14 protein-coding genes are annotated in these 15,455 nt (G+C 69.3%); 12 read left to right on the forward strand and 2 right to left on the reverse strand.

What is annotated here, in order from left to right:
• Nucleotides 1-86: 86 nt before the first annotated feature.
• Nucleotides 87-275, reverse strand: coding sequence for a tyrosine-type recombinase/integrase (locus BM142_RS25560; RefSeq protein ID WP_335340776.1), 189 nt, complete (start codon nucleotides 273-275; stop codon nucleotides 87-89).
• Between the two features lie 582 nt (nucleotides 276-857).
• Nucleotides 858-1,076: a hypothetical protein gene (locus tag BM142_RS10630; protein ID WP_092197901.1), complete on the reverse strand. Its 219-nt coding sequence runs from the start codon at nucleotides 1,074-1,076 to the stop codon at nucleotides 858-860.
• A gap of 295 nt (nucleotides 1,077-1,371) precedes the next feature.
• Between BM142_RS10630 and BM142_RS10635 the strand changes: the two genes are divergently transcribed.
• The 12 genes from BM142_RS10635 to BM142_RS10680 all read left to right on the forward strand — a co-directional run bounded on the left by BM142_RS10635 (nucleotide 1,372) and on the right by BM142_RS10680 (nucleotide 15,009).
• A complete protein-coding gene (locus tag BM142_RS10635) occupies nucleotides 1,372-1,863 on the forward strand; it encodes a SigE family RNA polymerase sigma factor (RefSeq protein ID WP_092197904.1) in 492 nt (163 codons plus the stop codon).
• Nucleotides 1,860-2,546 (forward strand): hypothetical protein, encoded by a 687-nt coding sequence (locus BM142_RS10640; RefSeq protein WP_092197907.1) that lies wholly within the window; start codon nucleotides 1,860-1,862, stop codon nucleotides 2,544-2,546. The genes BM142_RS10635 and BM142_RS10640 overlap by 4 nt, the downstream gene beginning before the upstream one ends.
• A 9-nt stretch (nucleotides 2,547-2,555) precedes the next feature.
• Nucleotides 2,556-3,803, forward strand: coding sequence for a serpin family protein (locus tag BM142_RS10645; RefSeq protein ID WP_092197910.1), 1,248 nt, complete (start codon nucleotides 2,556-2,558; stop codon nucleotides 3,801-3,803).
• Nucleotides 3,804-4,893: 1,090 nt separating this feature from the next.
• Nucleotides 4,894-5,145, forward strand: coding sequence for a hypothetical protein (locus BM142_RS10650; protein ID WP_092197913.1), 252 nt, complete (start codon nucleotides 4,894-4,896; stop codon nucleotides 5,143-5,145).
• Between the two features lie 954 nt (nucleotides 5,146-6,099).
• On the forward strand, nucleotides 6,100-8,076 hold the full coding sequence (locus BM142_RS10655; RefSeq protein WP_139228844.1) for a putative bifunctional diguanylate cyclase/phosphodiesterase: 1,977 nt from the start codon (nucleotides 6,100-6,102) through the stop codon (nucleotides 8,074-8,076).
• A gap of 58 nt (nucleotides 8,077-8,134) precedes the next feature.
• Nucleotides 8,135-9,085: a hypothetical protein gene (locus BM142_RS24160; RefSeq protein WP_139228845.1), complete on the forward strand. Its 951-nt coding sequence runs from the start codon at nucleotides 8,135-8,137 to the stop codon at nucleotides 9,083-9,085.
• Between the two features lie 348 nt (nucleotides 9,086-9,433).
• Complete coding sequence (locus BM142_RS10660; protein ID WP_092197918.1) at nucleotides 9,434-9,766, forward strand: hypothetical protein; 333 nt, start codon at nucleotides 9,434-9,436, stop codon at nucleotides 9,764-9,766.
• A 644-nt stretch (nucleotides 9,767-10,410) separates the two neighbouring features.
• On the forward strand, nucleotides 10,411-10,887 hold the full coding sequence (locus BM142_RS24495; protein WP_175527220.1) for a nuclease-related domain-containing protein: 477 nt from the start codon (nucleotides 10,411-10,413) through the stop codon (nucleotides 10,885-10,887).
• A 351-nt stretch (nucleotides 10,888-11,238) separates the two neighbouring features.
• Entirely contained in the window at nucleotides 11,239-11,469 is a 231-nt protein-coding gene (locus tag BM142_RS10670) for a hypothetical protein (RefSeq protein ID WP_092197924.1), read from the forward strand.
• 103 nt (nucleotides 11,470-11,572) lie between these two features.
• Nucleotides 11,573-11,782: a hypothetical protein gene (locus BM142_RS24170; RefSeq protein ID WP_139228847.1), complete on the forward strand. Its 210-nt coding sequence runs from the start codon at nucleotides 11,573-11,575 to the stop codon at nucleotides 11,780-11,782.
• A 305-nt stretch (nucleotides 11,783-12,087) separates the two neighbouring features.
• Nucleotides 12,088-12,486 (forward strand): hypothetical protein, encoded by a 399-nt coding sequence (locus BM142_RS10675; protein ID WP_092197927.1) that lies wholly within the window; start codon nucleotides 12,088-12,090, stop codon nucleotides 12,484-12,486.
• Between the two features lie 354 nt (nucleotides 12,487-12,840).
• Entirely contained in the window at nucleotides 12,841-15,009 is a 2,169-nt protein-coding gene (locus BM142_RS10680) for a putative bifunctional diguanylate cyclase/phosphodiesterase (protein ID WP_175527221.1), read from the forward strand.
• Nucleotides 15,010-15,455: the final 446 nt, after the last annotated feature.

Below are 15,455 nucleotides of genomic sequence, written 5' to 3' on the forward strand. Positions count from 1 at the left end.
GCATCGCTGTCATCACCTGCGGCGACGGCGAGCCGCTCGACCTCATCGGTCCCGGGTGCCGATCCCTGTGTCAGCAGTTCCGCCGTTCACACCGCTATGTCGGCGTGAGTGACGTCGGCGAGCCGGTACTGACCCCATGTTGGGAGGACGTGCGTCCGCAGCAAATTGCCGTACCGATACCGCGTGCTCGGCTTCACGCCAGTCTGCGAGGCCAGCCATCGACCGGACCACTCCTGGACGGTGATCCGACCTCGGACGGGACTGGTGCCGTCCACGTTTGCGTGACCATGGCTGACGTGGCCTCATCGAGCCAGCGCTGCGCATCTACCTTCCGCGTGAATCGCTTCTCGTGCTGACGGGCGCCTGGGGCGTGATACCGGGCGCGATAACGGGTTGAGCCGTCGCTGAGCGTGATGCGGGTGATCGAGCCGTCCATTAGGATCTCCGTAGCGAGGCATGCCCTTCCAGCGTGCCGCATGGGTCTGACAACGGGGCGGGCCTCGTCATCCGGGACATGGTCTTCACCAGATGCTTCAGTTGCACGGAAGGGCCTACAGCATCCCCTGCACCTTGATCAGCTTCTGTAACGAGGAAGACAGCGGCTGCGCGGTGGATGTCGAATAGCTTCGCGACGTTTGACCGTTAACGATGTTCGGCGGAACACCGGCTTGACCTGGATTTTCATAGTTTGATAACGACGGCTGAGCATGGCCGCTTTTTGCCGTCTTGCGGACTCATTGCGGAGTTGGATCGCGGGGATCTCAATGATGCCGGTTCCGACAGTCGCCCGTGGCCCCCTTATTGTGGGGGTGAGATGTGGGTGCTCAAGTCCTGACCGCCTTCTGGGTTCGCTCGGATTACCGTCCACGTCCGGTCAGGATGCAGGCAACCGCCAGAGCGACGGTCGCCGCACCGACGATCGCCCCTGTCCCGGACAGTTGGACATCGGTGTCACAACCACCAGGAGGTCCGCCGGCCGGTCCCACGGTGCAGGCTTCGACCGCCTGGCCGCCCAGGTACGCGCCGAGCAGCGCGCCCAGGATCAGCGCCAGCACCAATCCCGCGCCCGACGTCATGCGTCTCCTAACGGCGTTGCGAAGGATCTTGAGGCGTTTGCGTCCCCGGCGGCTGGTGGAATCTCGCATCAGCACCTAGCCTCCGGCGTCGTCTTCGCACGGCGACGCTGGCCGACGCCGAGTGCCGCAGTCGCTGATTGTCTGTGCCGGACCGCTCGTGACGCCAGCCCAGGCCTCGCTATCTCACCCTCACCGTAAGGGGGGCCCATGGCACAGTCGGCGTGCGCTGGCATGCAGCGTCTGCGAGTGCTCGATGCGTCTGTAGGGGTGACGGACAGCCGACGGGAGCCTGCGCGTGACATTCGAGGAGTTCGTGGCCGGCCACGGGCAGTCCTTGCTGCGGCTGGCGTTCGTCCTGACCGGTGACCGGCACCTGGCCGAGGACATCACCCAGACGGCGCTGGCCGACGCCTTTCGGCACTGGGGGAAGGTGACCGCGGCCGGTCTACCGGACGCCTACGTGCGGCGGATGCTGGTCAACGCGCACCTGAGCTGGCGGCGGCGCCGGTGGACGACGGAGCGCCCCGCCGAGCCGATCGACACGGCGGCCGCCGGGAGCGACCCGGCCGACACAGTCGCCGCGCGGGATTCCATCCGGGTGCTGCTGGCCGGGCTGGCGCCGCGGGCCTGGACGGTGTTGGTGCTGCGGTACTACGCCGACATGGACGACGCCGGGATCGCCCAGGCCATGGGCGTCAGCGAGAGCTCCGTGCGTGCGACGGCGTCGCGTGCCCTGGCGGGCCTGCGTGGTGCAGCCGCCCTGGTGGACGTGGAGGAGATCCGATGAGCAGCCCGACCGAGCAGCAGTTGCGCGACCTGCTCGCCACCGAGGCCGCAGCCGCCCCCCGGGCTGTCGGCCTGGCCGAGGGCGCGCTGCGGAAGGTGCGGCACCGGCGGCGCGCCCGGACGGCCTGGGCTACCGGCCTCGTGGCCGTGGCCGCCGTGAGCACGGGGCTGCTGACCATCGAGGGGTTCGGGCCACGGCCGGAGGAGTCAGCGGTCGCCGCATCCGTCGAATCGACCGGCGAGCGATCTCCGACGAGCAGCGACCAGGCGCCGAATCCGGCGGGAGCTCCGGTCGACGGAGCGGCGGAGTGCGTCGAGGAGTACTCGCCCGCGGCGGTGACCGGGCGGGCGTTCGCCTTCGACGGCACCGTCGTGGCGATCGGGCCGGCGCGCAGCAACCGGCCCGGCGTGGAGCTGGAGCTCTCGGGCGTGACTTTCCGGGTGCACACCTGGTTCCGCGGCGGATCCGGCGACACCGTGACCGTGGACCTGGACACACCGCGCGGGACGCTCTCCTCCGCCGAGCCGTCTGTGCCGACCTACGAGATCGGCACCCGCCTGCTCGTGTCGGGCGAACCACGCTGGGGCGGAGCGCCGTTGGATGCCCCGATCGCGTCGAGCTGCGGCTTTACCCGTTCCTACGACGCCCAGACTGCAGCCGAGTGGTCGGCCGCGACCGACTGAGGAGGAGCGATGCCCGGATCCGCGTGGAGCTTCCGTGTGCTGGCTGCTGCGGCGGCGGCAACGGCACTGACCGCGTGCGGCAGCGCCGGCGTCATCCCACAGGTACTTCGCGGGGACGTGGTCCCGCTGTCGGCCGGAACCCTGACGGCGCGCGACGTCGCCTCTGCGCAGACGGCGTTCGGCGTCGACCTGCTGCGCGCGGTGTGCGAGCAGGCCGCCGGCGAGAACGTTCTGATCTCGCCGACCTCGGCGGCGGAGGCCCTGAGCCTGCTGTACCCGGCCGGCCGCGGGCAGACCGCCGAAGCGATGCGAGCCCTTCTGCACCTGCCGGAGTGGTCGTCCGAGGTCGTCGCGGCGATGGGTGACCACACCCGCGCGCTCGACCGCCTCCGCTACGACGGCGACCCGGACGACGAGGACGCGCCGAACTCCCTGCAGATGAGCAACCGGCTCTGGACCGCCCTCGGCCTGGAACCGGACCCGCGCTACCTCGACGGCATCGCGACGGCGTTCGACGCGGACGTGCGGGCACTGGACTTCGCCGGCGATCCCGGCGGGGCGACCGACCGGATCAACACGACGGTCGCCGAGGACACCCGCGGCATCATCGAGAAGCTGTTCGATGAGCCGCTGGACGACGACACGGTCGCCGTCCTCACGAACGCGCTGCACCTGAAGGCGCGGTGGGCCGATCCGTTCACCGACACGCAGCCGCACCCCTTCGCGGCGCCGTCCGGCGAGGTGACCGTCGACATGATGAGCGGCGCGACCGGGAGCATGCGAGTCGCCGACGGCTGGCAGGCGGTGGAACTGCCCTACCGCGACGGCACCCTGGCCGCCATCGCCGTCCTGCCGCCGGAGGGCACGGCTCCCTGCGCGATCGATACCGCGGGGCTGGCCGGCCTGGCTGCCGCACAGTCCCGGCCGATGGGCGTGCGGCTGCCGACGATGAGGATCGAGCAATCCCACCACCTGCTCGAAGTCCTGGCCACTCTCGGCCTGCCGATCGAGGGCGACTATTCCGCGCTCGGCCAGGACGATCTGGCCATCTCCCAGGTCGTCCAGAAGTCGTTCCTGGAAGTGGACGAGGACGGCACGGAGGCCGCCGCCGCGACCGGTGTCGCGGTGGAGGCGACCTCCCTCGTGGTGGGAGCGCAGAAGGTCGTGACCTTCGACCGACCGTTCCTGTTCCTGCTCACCGACACCGAGACGCACTCGCCGCTGTTCATCACCGTCGTCAACGACCCGTCGGCCTGATCGATCAGCTGAAACCGGCCAGCGCGATACGCGGTGCACGGACGCGCGCCGCGGCCCGACCCTCGCGTGCCGACACAAGCGGGAAAACGTGCACCGGCCCCTCGCACGCACGGTCAGCTCCAGCTCGGCGCCCTCGGCCGCGGCATACTCGCGCAGCAGGAAGGCGTCGGGCAGGCAAAATCACGCGGGTGCCCACGTAAACGTCCATCGGCGCACGGACGCTCGATCGCGGTTGCCGGCATGGTCTAGCAGGTCTCCGACGGGTGGGCGCTGCCGCTGGTGCTGGCCCAGGTCCTCCCCGAATGCGAGGTGTGGACCGACCGCTAGGACTGGCGCGCCGTCATCCCCGACATCATCCGAACTGGTTCGCCGACCCGGGGATGAACCCGAGACAGGCCTCCTGACCTGCGACAGCACTGCAGGACGCTCTTGATCACGAATGGGTCGGAACGGACATCTTGCCGCCGGCAGCCACGAACACCACCACACCGCCCTCGACCCCGACCCCGACAGCGTCCCGCACCTGGGCGACCGCCTACCGCCGCTGATGCCCTGGCCCCAGCCGAACCACCCGTGAACCATCACGGAAGGGCCCGGCGACCGGTGCGGGGAGGCTTGCTTCACCAGCCCCTTATGCCGAGGGTGGAACGGGGGCCGCGGGCCTGTGTCAGGTGGGGGCTGAGACGACTGCTCGCCGAGGCATGGCGTGCCGCGTCGACGCCCCGGCTGCCCCCACCGATATGCTCAGGGCGCCGTGGCTGCCTCCTGAGCACGCGCTCGCCACACTTTCTCGGCGTGTAAGCCGATCACGCGGTGGCGGCCTTGCATTGCGGTTGGCCGCTGCCGCATACCCCTCTGGTGAATGCAACCTCTCGCTGTGAGTTGAATCACAGTTCACCCGGGTGGGCCGCCCTACCGAGGGGTAGCCCCTACCTTTTCGTGGGACGGCGCCGCCTCCAGGGGCAGTGGAGACGGCGCCGCCACAATAAGGTCTACTCCCAAATTCATACAACAGCGCTGAGTCTCGCCATGGAATGTCGATCGAGGCCTTCCCCGGCGGTTGCCCGGGAGCAGCCACGGGGATGCCGTCATGCCCAGCTACCGCCTCCTGGCCGGATGCACCACGGTTCTTGAGGTCTTCGACGTGGAGGATGACCGCCAGGCGATCGACTACGCCCGCCAACTCTCGGTCGACTTCCCATGGGAGCCGCGGACCTTTCAGACCCGGTGGGGCTACTTTTTGCTCGAACGGCGAGACGGGTATCTCTGGCAGATGCTGTTCGCCTGGGTGCCGCAGGGCCAGAGCGCGAAGTGTCCTGAGCGGCCTGAGCGTGGGTCGTAGTGGATGCGGCTACTTGTGCGCTCGGGCCGACGTGTCCGGGTCAAGTCCGCTCTCGTAGCGGCAGTTGCTGCCTGGAGTCTCTGGGCAGGCTCAGGGATGCGGGGACTCGGGGGCGGGGGGCTGGCGTGCTGCACTCCGGCCGGGGCATCGCTGTGACCGGTGGCGGTTGGATCCGACAGCGTCAGGGGCGCTTCGCCGGTAGGCCGCGGGGTGATCGGTCATCACCTGATCGGCCCGACCCTCCGGTGGAAAATCAGGCTTGGGCCGGTGGGTGGAGCGGTAGCCGACGATCTGGCAGCGGTGAGCTGGTCCTCGAGGAACCAGTGGTGGGGGTGCCGTCCGTAGTTGTCAAGGGGCACCCAGAGGACCTGCCCTGGGTTTCTCATCGTTTCGATGAAGCCGGACTCGTGAGACCGGAGATATGTGACGTGGCCAGGCGTGAGGATGTCCAGGCGGGCGCACGTGCGGTTCAATTCCTGACGGCTGGTGGCCGCGGCGACAAAAACCAGCAGCTTGTGAATGGAGGGCTCGTATCCCCACCATGACCAAACGCGGAGCGCCCGGGGAGTGACTGCACCGGCCTGTCTGTGCTCGGCACCTGGCGGAGTGTTATCGGCCTGTACGGTCCCGTCACTTGTGACGCTCATGTCCCCGAAATCGGTTACACCGACCGCCACCTAAAGTGAAGGCAAGACAACTCACTCTATTGAGAGGCCTTTCGTGGATGGTGACCCGATGAACAACTCCGCCTTGCTGGATGCCGGTTGGGGCAGCGCACGCCACTCCGCCGATCGTGGCCACAGGCCGCGCCTGGTGGTGGCGGGTCTGCGGTGATCACATGGATATTGCAACTACCACCCCCGTACGGTTAATCATTAACGGGGCCGCTATGCCTCCCACTCGAATGGGTGCACGCCACCGCCACTCGCTCAAGGCCGCCGTTAACGCGTCGATATGGTGAAAGTGATCGTTGGCCGGAGGGGATTCCAGGTACGCCGCATTCTTATGTCGCGGCTGCTTCTGCTCGTTGTCATCACCCTGGTTCTGGGCGCCATGGCCTGGCTGATACAGGGACTCGAATCCCGGGGCCAGGAACGCGCCGACGCCCAGGGCGCGACGACCGCCGAGGTCATCGCCGCCACCGTCGTCCGCCCCCGTCTCGGCGCGAGTGACCTCGCCAGAGGACAGTTGTCCGCCGAGGACCTCACTGGGCTGCGTGATGACGTCGATCAGCTGCGCGATGATGGTCAGTTGTTGGGCCTGCGTGTGTGGAGCCTGGACGGCACTCCCCTGTTCGACGGGTCCCCGGCCTCCGGCGCCCTCCAGCCCTCGGACAGCGACCTTGTGCGTGCCCGGCAGGGGAAGTTGTGGGCGGCGTCCGGGCAGGCCGCGGACGGGCAATCCCAGCTGCGGGTCTATCTCCCCCTGTCGACCGCGGAGCAGAACGCGGGCTCGCGCGGGGCGCTGGTCCAGGTGGTGCTCCCGCACGGGGACCTCACCGCGGCCGCGCAGGACCGACTGCTGCGCCAGCAGGCATCGGTCGTCGTGATCTTCGGGCTGGTCATCGTCGGCTTGGTGTGGTTGCGACACCGCCTGCTGCGGCGGGAGCGGCACGCCCGCCACGACCCCCTCACTGGGCTGCTGAACCGCCGAGCCCTGTACGAGGACGCCCGGGGTCTGCTGGCCAAGGCGAGTTTCAAGCGTCCGCTGGCGTTTCTCCTTCTCGACCTGAGCGAGTTCAAGTCCGTCAACGACACTCTGGGTCACACCGCCGGGGACCTGCTGCTGCAGCGCGTGGCCGCCACTCTGCAGGCTGCGGTGCGGCCGGAGGATCTGGTGGTCCGCCTCGGTGGGGACGAGTTCGGTGTTCTGCTGGCCCACCTGCCTGACACCGCAGCGGCGCAGGGCCGGGCCGAGCAGCTGCTCCGCCGGCTGCGGGAGGCCCCTTTCACCGTGGAGGGTGTCGACCTGTCCGTCGACGCCAGCATCGGCGTGGCGCTGGCCCCCGAACACGGCAGAACGCTGCCCGAGCTGCTGCAGCGCGCCGACGTCGCCATGTATCAGGCCAAGCGCAGCCGCCGCGGCACCGCGGTCTATGACCCGAGGACCGACCAGCACACCGTCGGGCAGCTGGCCATGGTCACCGACCTGCGCCGGGCACTGGACAACGACGAGTTCGTGCTGCACTACCAGCCCAAGGTGTCCCTCCGGGACATGCAGGTCACCAGCGTGGAAGCGCTGGTGCGCTGGCGACACCCCACCCGCGGGCTGCTGCCGCCGGGGGAGTTCCTTCCGGTGCTGGAACGCAGCGGACTGATGCAGCCGCTGACCCGCTGGGTGCTACGCCAGGCTATACAGCAGGCCGCCAGCTGGCGGCGGGCCGGCATGCCACTGCAGGTCGCGGTCAACATCAGCCCCCGCAGTCTCCTGCAGGACGACCTGCCCGCCCGAGTCCTGGCCGCGCTGCTGGCGGCCGAGCTGCCGGCGTCACTGCTGCAGCTGGAGATCACCGAGACGGCGGTGATGACCAACCCCGAACGCGCCGCCTTCGTCCTGACCCAGCTCCAGAGTCGGGGCGTCGAGGTCGCCATCGACGACTTCGGCGCCGGCTACACCAGCCTCGCGTTCCTCCGCATCCTGCCCATCACCGCGCTGAAGATCGACCGCAGCCTGATCAAAGACATGCTCGACCAGGAGGCGGACGAGGCGGTCACCTCGGCAGTGACCGACCTGGCCCACCGGCTCGGCTTCAGCGTGATCGCCGAAGGCGTCGAATCCCTGGCGCTGCTCGACCGGCTCGCCGCCCTGGGCTGTGACCAGGTGCAGGGGTACGTCATCAGCGCGCCGCTGCCTCCCGCCGCCCTCGAAGGCTGGCTCGCCGACTGGCAGGCCCGCAGAAGCACGCCCGTCGAGACCGCTGCGGCCTCATAGGCGCCTCATCAAGTATTCAGCGCCTCTTGTGCGGGAAGGGCTCAAGGTGTCACCCCGAATGGCCGACATACTCAGAGTGGAGCTTCGCGGGCGCCTGACACCCCTCCTCGGGGGTGCCGCCCGGCATGTCGCGCGTCGCGGCCGCGATGCATGGCACTCACGCAAGCCGATCTGGATGCCGAAGCTTCGGCGTGCAGGCAAGACGGTGGCGGCGGCGGCGGCGATAGCGGCACTGCTCACCCTCGGCGTGACGGGACAGCTCAGCAGGCAGCTGGCTGGTGCGTCCCCACTCGCCTCCGGACCCGTGGCGGAGACCGAAGGCAGGAGCGCATTCGTTCCCCTACCGTCCCCGTGGGATGTCGCCATTGACAAGGTCCGCGACGTGGCTCCGGCTATCTCGCGGCCACACATCGGCTTCGTGCCACTGGGCGATCTGTCGCTCACCCCGGAGCCCGACGCTGACACCGGTGGGGCGTCGCGGGCAACGACGGCGGGTCAGAGCGGTCAACCGCAGCTCATGAGCACTCCGTCCGCTCTTGCCGTGGCGGTGGCCGTGGCGGTGGCAGTCGGCGTCGGCGTGGTGCGGCGGATGCGTCGGGAAGGCAAGGATCGGACCTCCCCCGGCGACGTCGATCTCGCCGCGGACGCATCGGACATGGACGCGCCGACGCGAGACCCGAAAAGCGCGGTCACAAACCAGAGCCGGTCACCTGCCGACGGGAACACAAGTGGACAACAGGTACCCCGGCCCCCAGTCGACCCACGTCGCGACGAGAATGGTGACGGCCAATCCCGGCAGGTGCCCGAGGCCGCAGGCCTCACCACGCAAGCGGTCGCATCGGCGGCGACGGGCGAGAGACCCGGCAGTGCCGCAACTGCTGCTCAGGAGAGCGCCCGCACCGGCACCTTGCCAAGCAGGCGGACCCAGCCGACGCCTCAGGTAAGAACACGGGTGCGCGCAGAAGACTCGTCCAGCCGCATCGTGCTGTTCACCGCAACGAAATGGTAGGGGTCAAGCGCCCGACGCGCGGGCCGCGCCGTCGGCATCCGGGTGACCTGGGTTCGCACCCGCGAATGGCAGTCGGTCCCCGTGCGGGCTTGCGCCTCAGCCCAGTCAAGTTTCAGGGCTGAGCCGCGAGGCGCCCCAACGGACCCGGCCCCATGTCGGCGGTGACGTCCGGCCCGATTCGCGACGAGCGATACTTCGGCGAACAACTAAACAATGCCCACCAGAGGCATTTCGCTCGCGCCCCGGAGACTGTTGCGCAAGACACCCAACTATTGCTTCAGTTTCCCGCAATATGCGCCGATGTGCCAGGAGAAATGGAACTGTACAGGTCGAGCGAGGGAGCCTCGAGTGATTGTCAGCTGCCGGGCGAGGACGCCAGCCACCGACCTGCAGGTGGTCGCCGGTGTGTCGGACGTCCTAGACCGCCGGGCCGCGCTGAAGCGGCCGCCGACCACACTGGTCGTCTCTGATGCCATCGCCCTCGGGATCGCGGGACTCTTCAGCAGCGCGACCCCGTCCGGCCGCGTGCTCGAGCACTTCTACAGGCGCGGCTCGATAGACGGCGCTGACCTGATCGAAGCGGCACGAGTCGAGCAAGGCTTCGCCTCACCCGAGGGACATGCGGCGCTGCACTGCCTCATCGGGTGGATACGGAGTCGCGTGAATGGTCAGATCGACTGAGGGTGCGTGCCGGCGGCCACTGGAGCGGGTCGAGCAGCTCGATCTCCTCGTTGAGCTGCTCGGCCGCGCGCTCGGAGACGCTCCGGACCCCGCCGCACTCCTCAGTGTCGCCCACGCACTCCCATGTGAGAGCCTGCTCCACCTCGGCTACTTGACTCTCGGGAGCCAGCACGGTCACCACCCCGGAGCCCGCATGTCCGTCATCCACAACGCAGCCGACAATCCGGTCAGGGTACCGCTCACCTCGCGGGCCAACTCGTCACTGTCCTGCTGCACCTGGCCACATGGGGACGAGCACCGCACGACGACGGTCCGTCCCTCCGTGGGGGCCCGTCGTCGGCAAGCCGGACGACGAGGGTCCGGCCGTGGTCAACCGCCGGGCAGGCCTTCGGGCCTCCGCAGCCGCTCAGCATCAGGGCGACAGTGGTGCCGACTGCTGCAACCGCCAGCGCGGTCATGGCCGCAGATCCCCTATGGGCGATTTCAGCGCGAATGCAATGCTCCTCCACCGCGTTCGGTCCACCAGTCACCCATTGGCGGACTACCCGAGCATCCCACCGCAGCGAACGGTGCCGCACGCGCCGTCATGGCGCACCTCCGTGGGCGGAGCCGGCGCCTACCTCGGGGCGGTCACGGTGCTGCTGGTGTCGCTGGCGATCGCGGACGGCGGCCTGCTTCCCCGGCTCGGCCGGGCACTGGAGGACGAAGTCGGCATCGAGCTGCACACAGCTCCCGGGGTGTTTGCTGTGATCAGCGGTGTCTCTTTAGCTCACCGCGATGTCGACCATGTCCTGCTGGCTCGGGCTGGCTGCTTCGCCGTGGAGGTCAAGGCCACCTTCGGTCGCCGCCGACGCCTGGACGAAGTGCCGGAGCTACCCGGCAAGCTCGCCCAGGCCCGCGACGGTGCGCGGCTGATCGAACGCCTGCTGGCCAGCCGCGGCGCGCCACTGCAGGTAACGCCGGTGCTCATCCTCACAGGCTCAGGAGCCCCTGACATAATCTTGGCTGAACGGCACGATGACGTACTCCTCATCGCCCTCCGCAACGGCCACGCCTGGCGATCGCAGCTCGCTGGCCTCGAGCCCATCATCGACGAAGCGGCCGCCCAAGTTGCTGCCTAAGAGCTGCTGACCTACCGAAGGCAGCGAACCGACTACGAGCTGACCCACAGCCGCTGAGGCGCACACGTCGAGCGGGTCATGTACCGAGAAAGAGCTGACTCACGATGTTGTCCCGCAGACGGATCCGCTTGCGGGACACCGATTGGTTAGGCCCTTTTGTGAGGCCGCATCAATGAAGGGTCTCGGTCGTTGTGTAGACCGTGCAGTTTCTTAGAGGCTTGGTCGTCGTTGGGTCTTCGCTCATCGTGGGCTGGTTCTTCGCGCTGGCATGGGGAGGCGGTAGTGGGACGATGTGCGTCGACCGCGTCGATGGGCGATCGACCTGCACGTCCTTTTGGAATTTGAACTGGGGTGCCGGCGCAGCAGCTGCGGTTGTGTGCGCTCTCCTACTCGCCCTCGCTATACGAGCCAGGCGCCGTCAACGGCGAGGCCTTCCTAAGAGGTGTCCACATCGTCCGGATGCGCTGGGGATCGATCATCCAGATCGACGCCAATGAGGACTCGCAGGCCGTCACCGAACTGCTACGCGAACTCGCCGCGCACGGGGTTGATGAAGCCCCGCCGCCCGCCATCGTGGGCTGAAGCGCTCACCAGTCACGACGTCAGCAGTCCCGGTGCCCGGTCGCTCTCGGTGTGGTCCTGGTGCTGCTACGAGCCGGGTTCACAACGGGATCTCGTCTTCTCCGTGGCCACCTACAGCCGTGGTGAAGTCGGCTGGGTATGCCGCCGGGCGCGGCTGCCGAGGCCGCCGTTCCGGTCCCGCCTGTGGCCGGGTGAACCCGGTTTTGCGAAGGCCATGTCGCAGCCCCTCGCAATGATCTGGATGCCACTGGATCAGTTCGCGCGGGGGGCCGACTGCTGGTTCGCCGAGGATGAGCTCGTCACCCTCTGGTGATACCCCCAAGCCCTGACTTCGTCGTTCTCGACCTGCAACTGCCCGACCGGCACGGCATCTCGCTGGCTGCTGAGCTGGCGACGCTGGTTCCCGATGCGCCATCCCCTTGCGGTCATCGCCCTTCGGCTGGAGATAGCGCGGGAGGTTAGTTCATCCGGACCTCGGTGAGGCTGGAGGGGGGCTGCCGGTCCGCGACCAGCGCTGCGGTGACGGCTGGGATGCCCCGGCTACTTGCGTCATCGACTGTGGGGTGTCAGCTGGCGCGCCGCCGGAGACGCCGGTAACCCGGTGCCTACAGTGCGCCTATGTCTCGCCATGCAGCACAGCCGGCCGTCGCGGCGCAGACGAAGCCCGCGGGCATCGAGTTGTTACATGGTGGGGCGTGGCTGCCGGCCTCCATCCTGAGCTGGCGTACCGACGACGACGGCTCATGCCGTGTACTGGTTCGTCTGGGTGTCGACGGGGGCGACCAGACGGCCTGGAAGGACGCGGGTTCGCTGCGAACGCCGCAGCCGGCCGACGAGGAGGAGACGCAGCGCATGAGCGCAGTCGGTCGCCCCGGCTGCCCGCCGCCGCACGCCCCTCAGCGCTTGGCGCTCGAGGCCGAGGTCCCAGGCCAGCAGGAGGTGACCATGCGCCTGCCTCTGTCGATCGCGGTGCCGCTGTCCCGCGGTGGCCGCAGGGACGCAACGCCGGGCCGGTAGCGTGCGGTGTGGACACTGTTTTATCGGCAGGCGCACAGCGGTCCTCAACGCGACGGGGCGAAGAGGGCGCCGTGCCGCGGCGGGCGACGGTCATGTCCTGCACAGGGAGCCGCCGACGCTCGGCTTCGCCGCCGGGACACCGCGTGGCTGTGGTTGACAGCGGCTGTCGGCCGCTGTCACCGTCCTCATCGTTACATCGCTGTGATTCGCGCCGTCATGACGTTGGGCGGCGCGCCGGGGCCGGCGCCGGGAGGGGGCTGGGTACCCCGATCGGGTGACCCCCGGTTGGGGGAACGGGTGTCGCCACCGATAACCCCGTTACCAGGGTCCGATGAGGTGAGGGGTGAGGGAGCTGTGTCGTGGCAGCTGAGCGCGGTGGGCGGCGGCGTGATCGCCGTGGCCTACTTTGCGATCTCCGTGGCGGTGTTCGCTCCGCTGGCCCGCAGTCGGCAGCTGCGGTCCAACCGGCTGGGGACAGCGACCGGGCTGATCTTCTTCTCCTGCGCCGTGGGCCACGCCCTGCACGTGGTCCATCTGCTGCCGTTGCCCGGCGCGGATGCGCACGAGCTGCATGCGGTACAAGCCAGCTGGGGCTGGCACGACACCCTCTGGGCGGTGGTGACGGCCGCGGTCGCCGTCTATTACTGGTCGCTGCGCCGCACGTACGGCGCGCTGCTGAGCGGTGCGGCCCTGTTCGCCGACCTCAAGGAGAAGGAAGCCGCGCTCGCCGCCAACCAGCAGCTGCTCATCGAGCGCACCGCTGCGCTCGACGCGCTGGCGGTCTCTGAGGGCAGGTTCCGGTCGGCGTTCGCCGACGCTCCCACCGGGATGGCGCTGGTGAGCCTGGCGCCGGACAATCTGGGCCGGTTCACCGAGACCAACGCTGCCCTGGGTCGCATCGTCGGCCGGTCGGCATCCCGGCTCGAGCGGCTCGTGCTCGATGAGCTCGCCCACCCGGAGGATCGGGCCGCGTTGCGCACCGCGCTGGAGCAGCTGGCCGCCGGCGAGGTGGCCCACCACCTGGTCCAGCAGCGGTATGTGCACGCCAACGGCGGCGTGATTTGGGCCGACACCAGCGTCTCGGTTGTGCGGGACAGCGCCGGGTGGCCGGTGCACGGGGTGCTGCAGCTGGTCGACGTGACCGGGCGCCGCCAGGCCGAGGAGCTGCTGGCCCACCACGCCCTGCACGACGGGCTGACCGGTCTGCCCAACCGGCGCCTGCTGGCCGACCGGCTGGACCAGGCGCTGACCCGCGCCCGCCGGCACCGGACCTCGGTCGCGGTCCTCTTCGTCGACATCGACCGGTTCAAGACGGTGAACGACTCCGCCGGCCACAGCACCGGGGACGCCCTGCTGCGGATCGCCGCCGAGCGGCTGTCCGGGCACCTGCGCGCCACCGACAGCGCCGCCCGCTTCGGCGGCGACGAGTTCGTGGTGATCTGCGAGGAAATCGGCGGCGAGCACGAGCTGCTGGTGGTCGCCGAGCGGCTGCTGGCGGCCATGGCCGAGCCCTTCCGGGTCGGCGACCAGGAGTTCGCCCTCGGCGGAAGCATCGGGATCGCGGTCTCGCTCGCCGGGCAGGACAGCGCCGAGGCGTTGCTCCGCGACGCCGACCTGGCCATGTACGAGGCCAAGGACCGCGGCCGCAGCGGCTACGTGGTCTTCGACGCCGCCCTGCGCGGCGCGCTGGAGGAGCGCCAGCAGACCGAGGCCGACCTGCGCATGGCCATCGACGGCGGCCAGCTGCGCCTGCTCTACCAGCCCGTGGTCGACGTCCGATCCGGGAAGATGACCGGGGTTGAGGCCCTCGTGCGCTGGGAGCATCCCACCCGCGGCCTGCTCGGGCCCGACGCGTTCATCGCCGTGGCCGAGGACACCGGGCTGATCGTCGACGTCGGGCGCTGGGTGCTGCACGAGGCGTGCCGGCAGCTGGCCGACTGGCGCGCCATCCCCGGCGCGTCGTTGACCATGGCGGTCAACGTCTCGGCCCGCCAGCTGTGTGACCCCGGCTTCCCGGGCGTCGTCACCGCCATCCTGGCCGAGACGGAAGTGGATCCGGACGCCGTCTGCCTGGAGCTCACCGAGACGGCCCTGCTCGACGCGACCGAGGCCACCATCGCCACCCTGGAGGCTCTGCACAGGCTCGGCGTCCGCCTGGCCCTGGACGACTTCGGCACCGGCTTCTCCTCCCTCACCTTCCTCAAGCGCTTCCCCATCGACGTGGTGAAGGTCGACCGGTCCTTCGTCCGCGACGTCGCCGCCGATCCCGACGACGCCGCCATCGTCGCCGCCGTGGCCAAGCTCGGCCGCTCCCTGCACCTGGAGACCGTGGCCGAAGGTGTCGAGACCGCCGAGCAGCTGGCCGTCATCCGACGGCTGGGCTGCCGGAGCTTCCAGGGCTACCTGTTCTCCCCGCCCCGGCCGGCAGCCGACATCCCCGCTCTCCTGCCGTCCCCCCGCCGCAGCCGGGAGCGGACGGAGGCGCCGGTCATCACGGCCTCCCCGACCGCCTCGGTGCCCTAGCGAGACCTCCCGGCATGCAGACCGGGACGATCTGGGAGCCGCTGCCCTCCACTGCGATGCGGCAAGACCGCAGCCGGCACAGGCAGAGCTGACGACCACGGACGGGACGCCGCTGAGCGTGGCGGGCTGCCGGGCGCTGGCCAGCTTGGGCGCTGGCTCGCTGGTCTGCCCGGAGTGCATGTCCGATTGCGACTGCTCGACCGGCGGCCGCGACAACAGGTGGCTCAGCAGGACTTCTCCGCGCGTCCTCCCGTCCCGGGCGTCAAGGACGCTGTGACGGCCAGTGAGCGGTCACCTGGGAGACGTGCCCCGCTGCGGACGGCCCGCCGCGGTCGGCTGGATCGACGACCTCGCGGTCCGAGTTCCACTGCCCGAACGGCTGCGAGTCACCAGCGCCTAGACTCCGAATTGTTCGGGGCGGCGACGACGTCGCTGCGATCGATCCC

The organism is Blastococcus tunisiensis, assembly GCF_900112815.1.
Lineage (GTDB): Bacteria > Actinomycetota > Actinomycetes > Mycobacteriales > Geodermatophilaceae > Blastococcus_B > Blastococcus_B tunisiensis.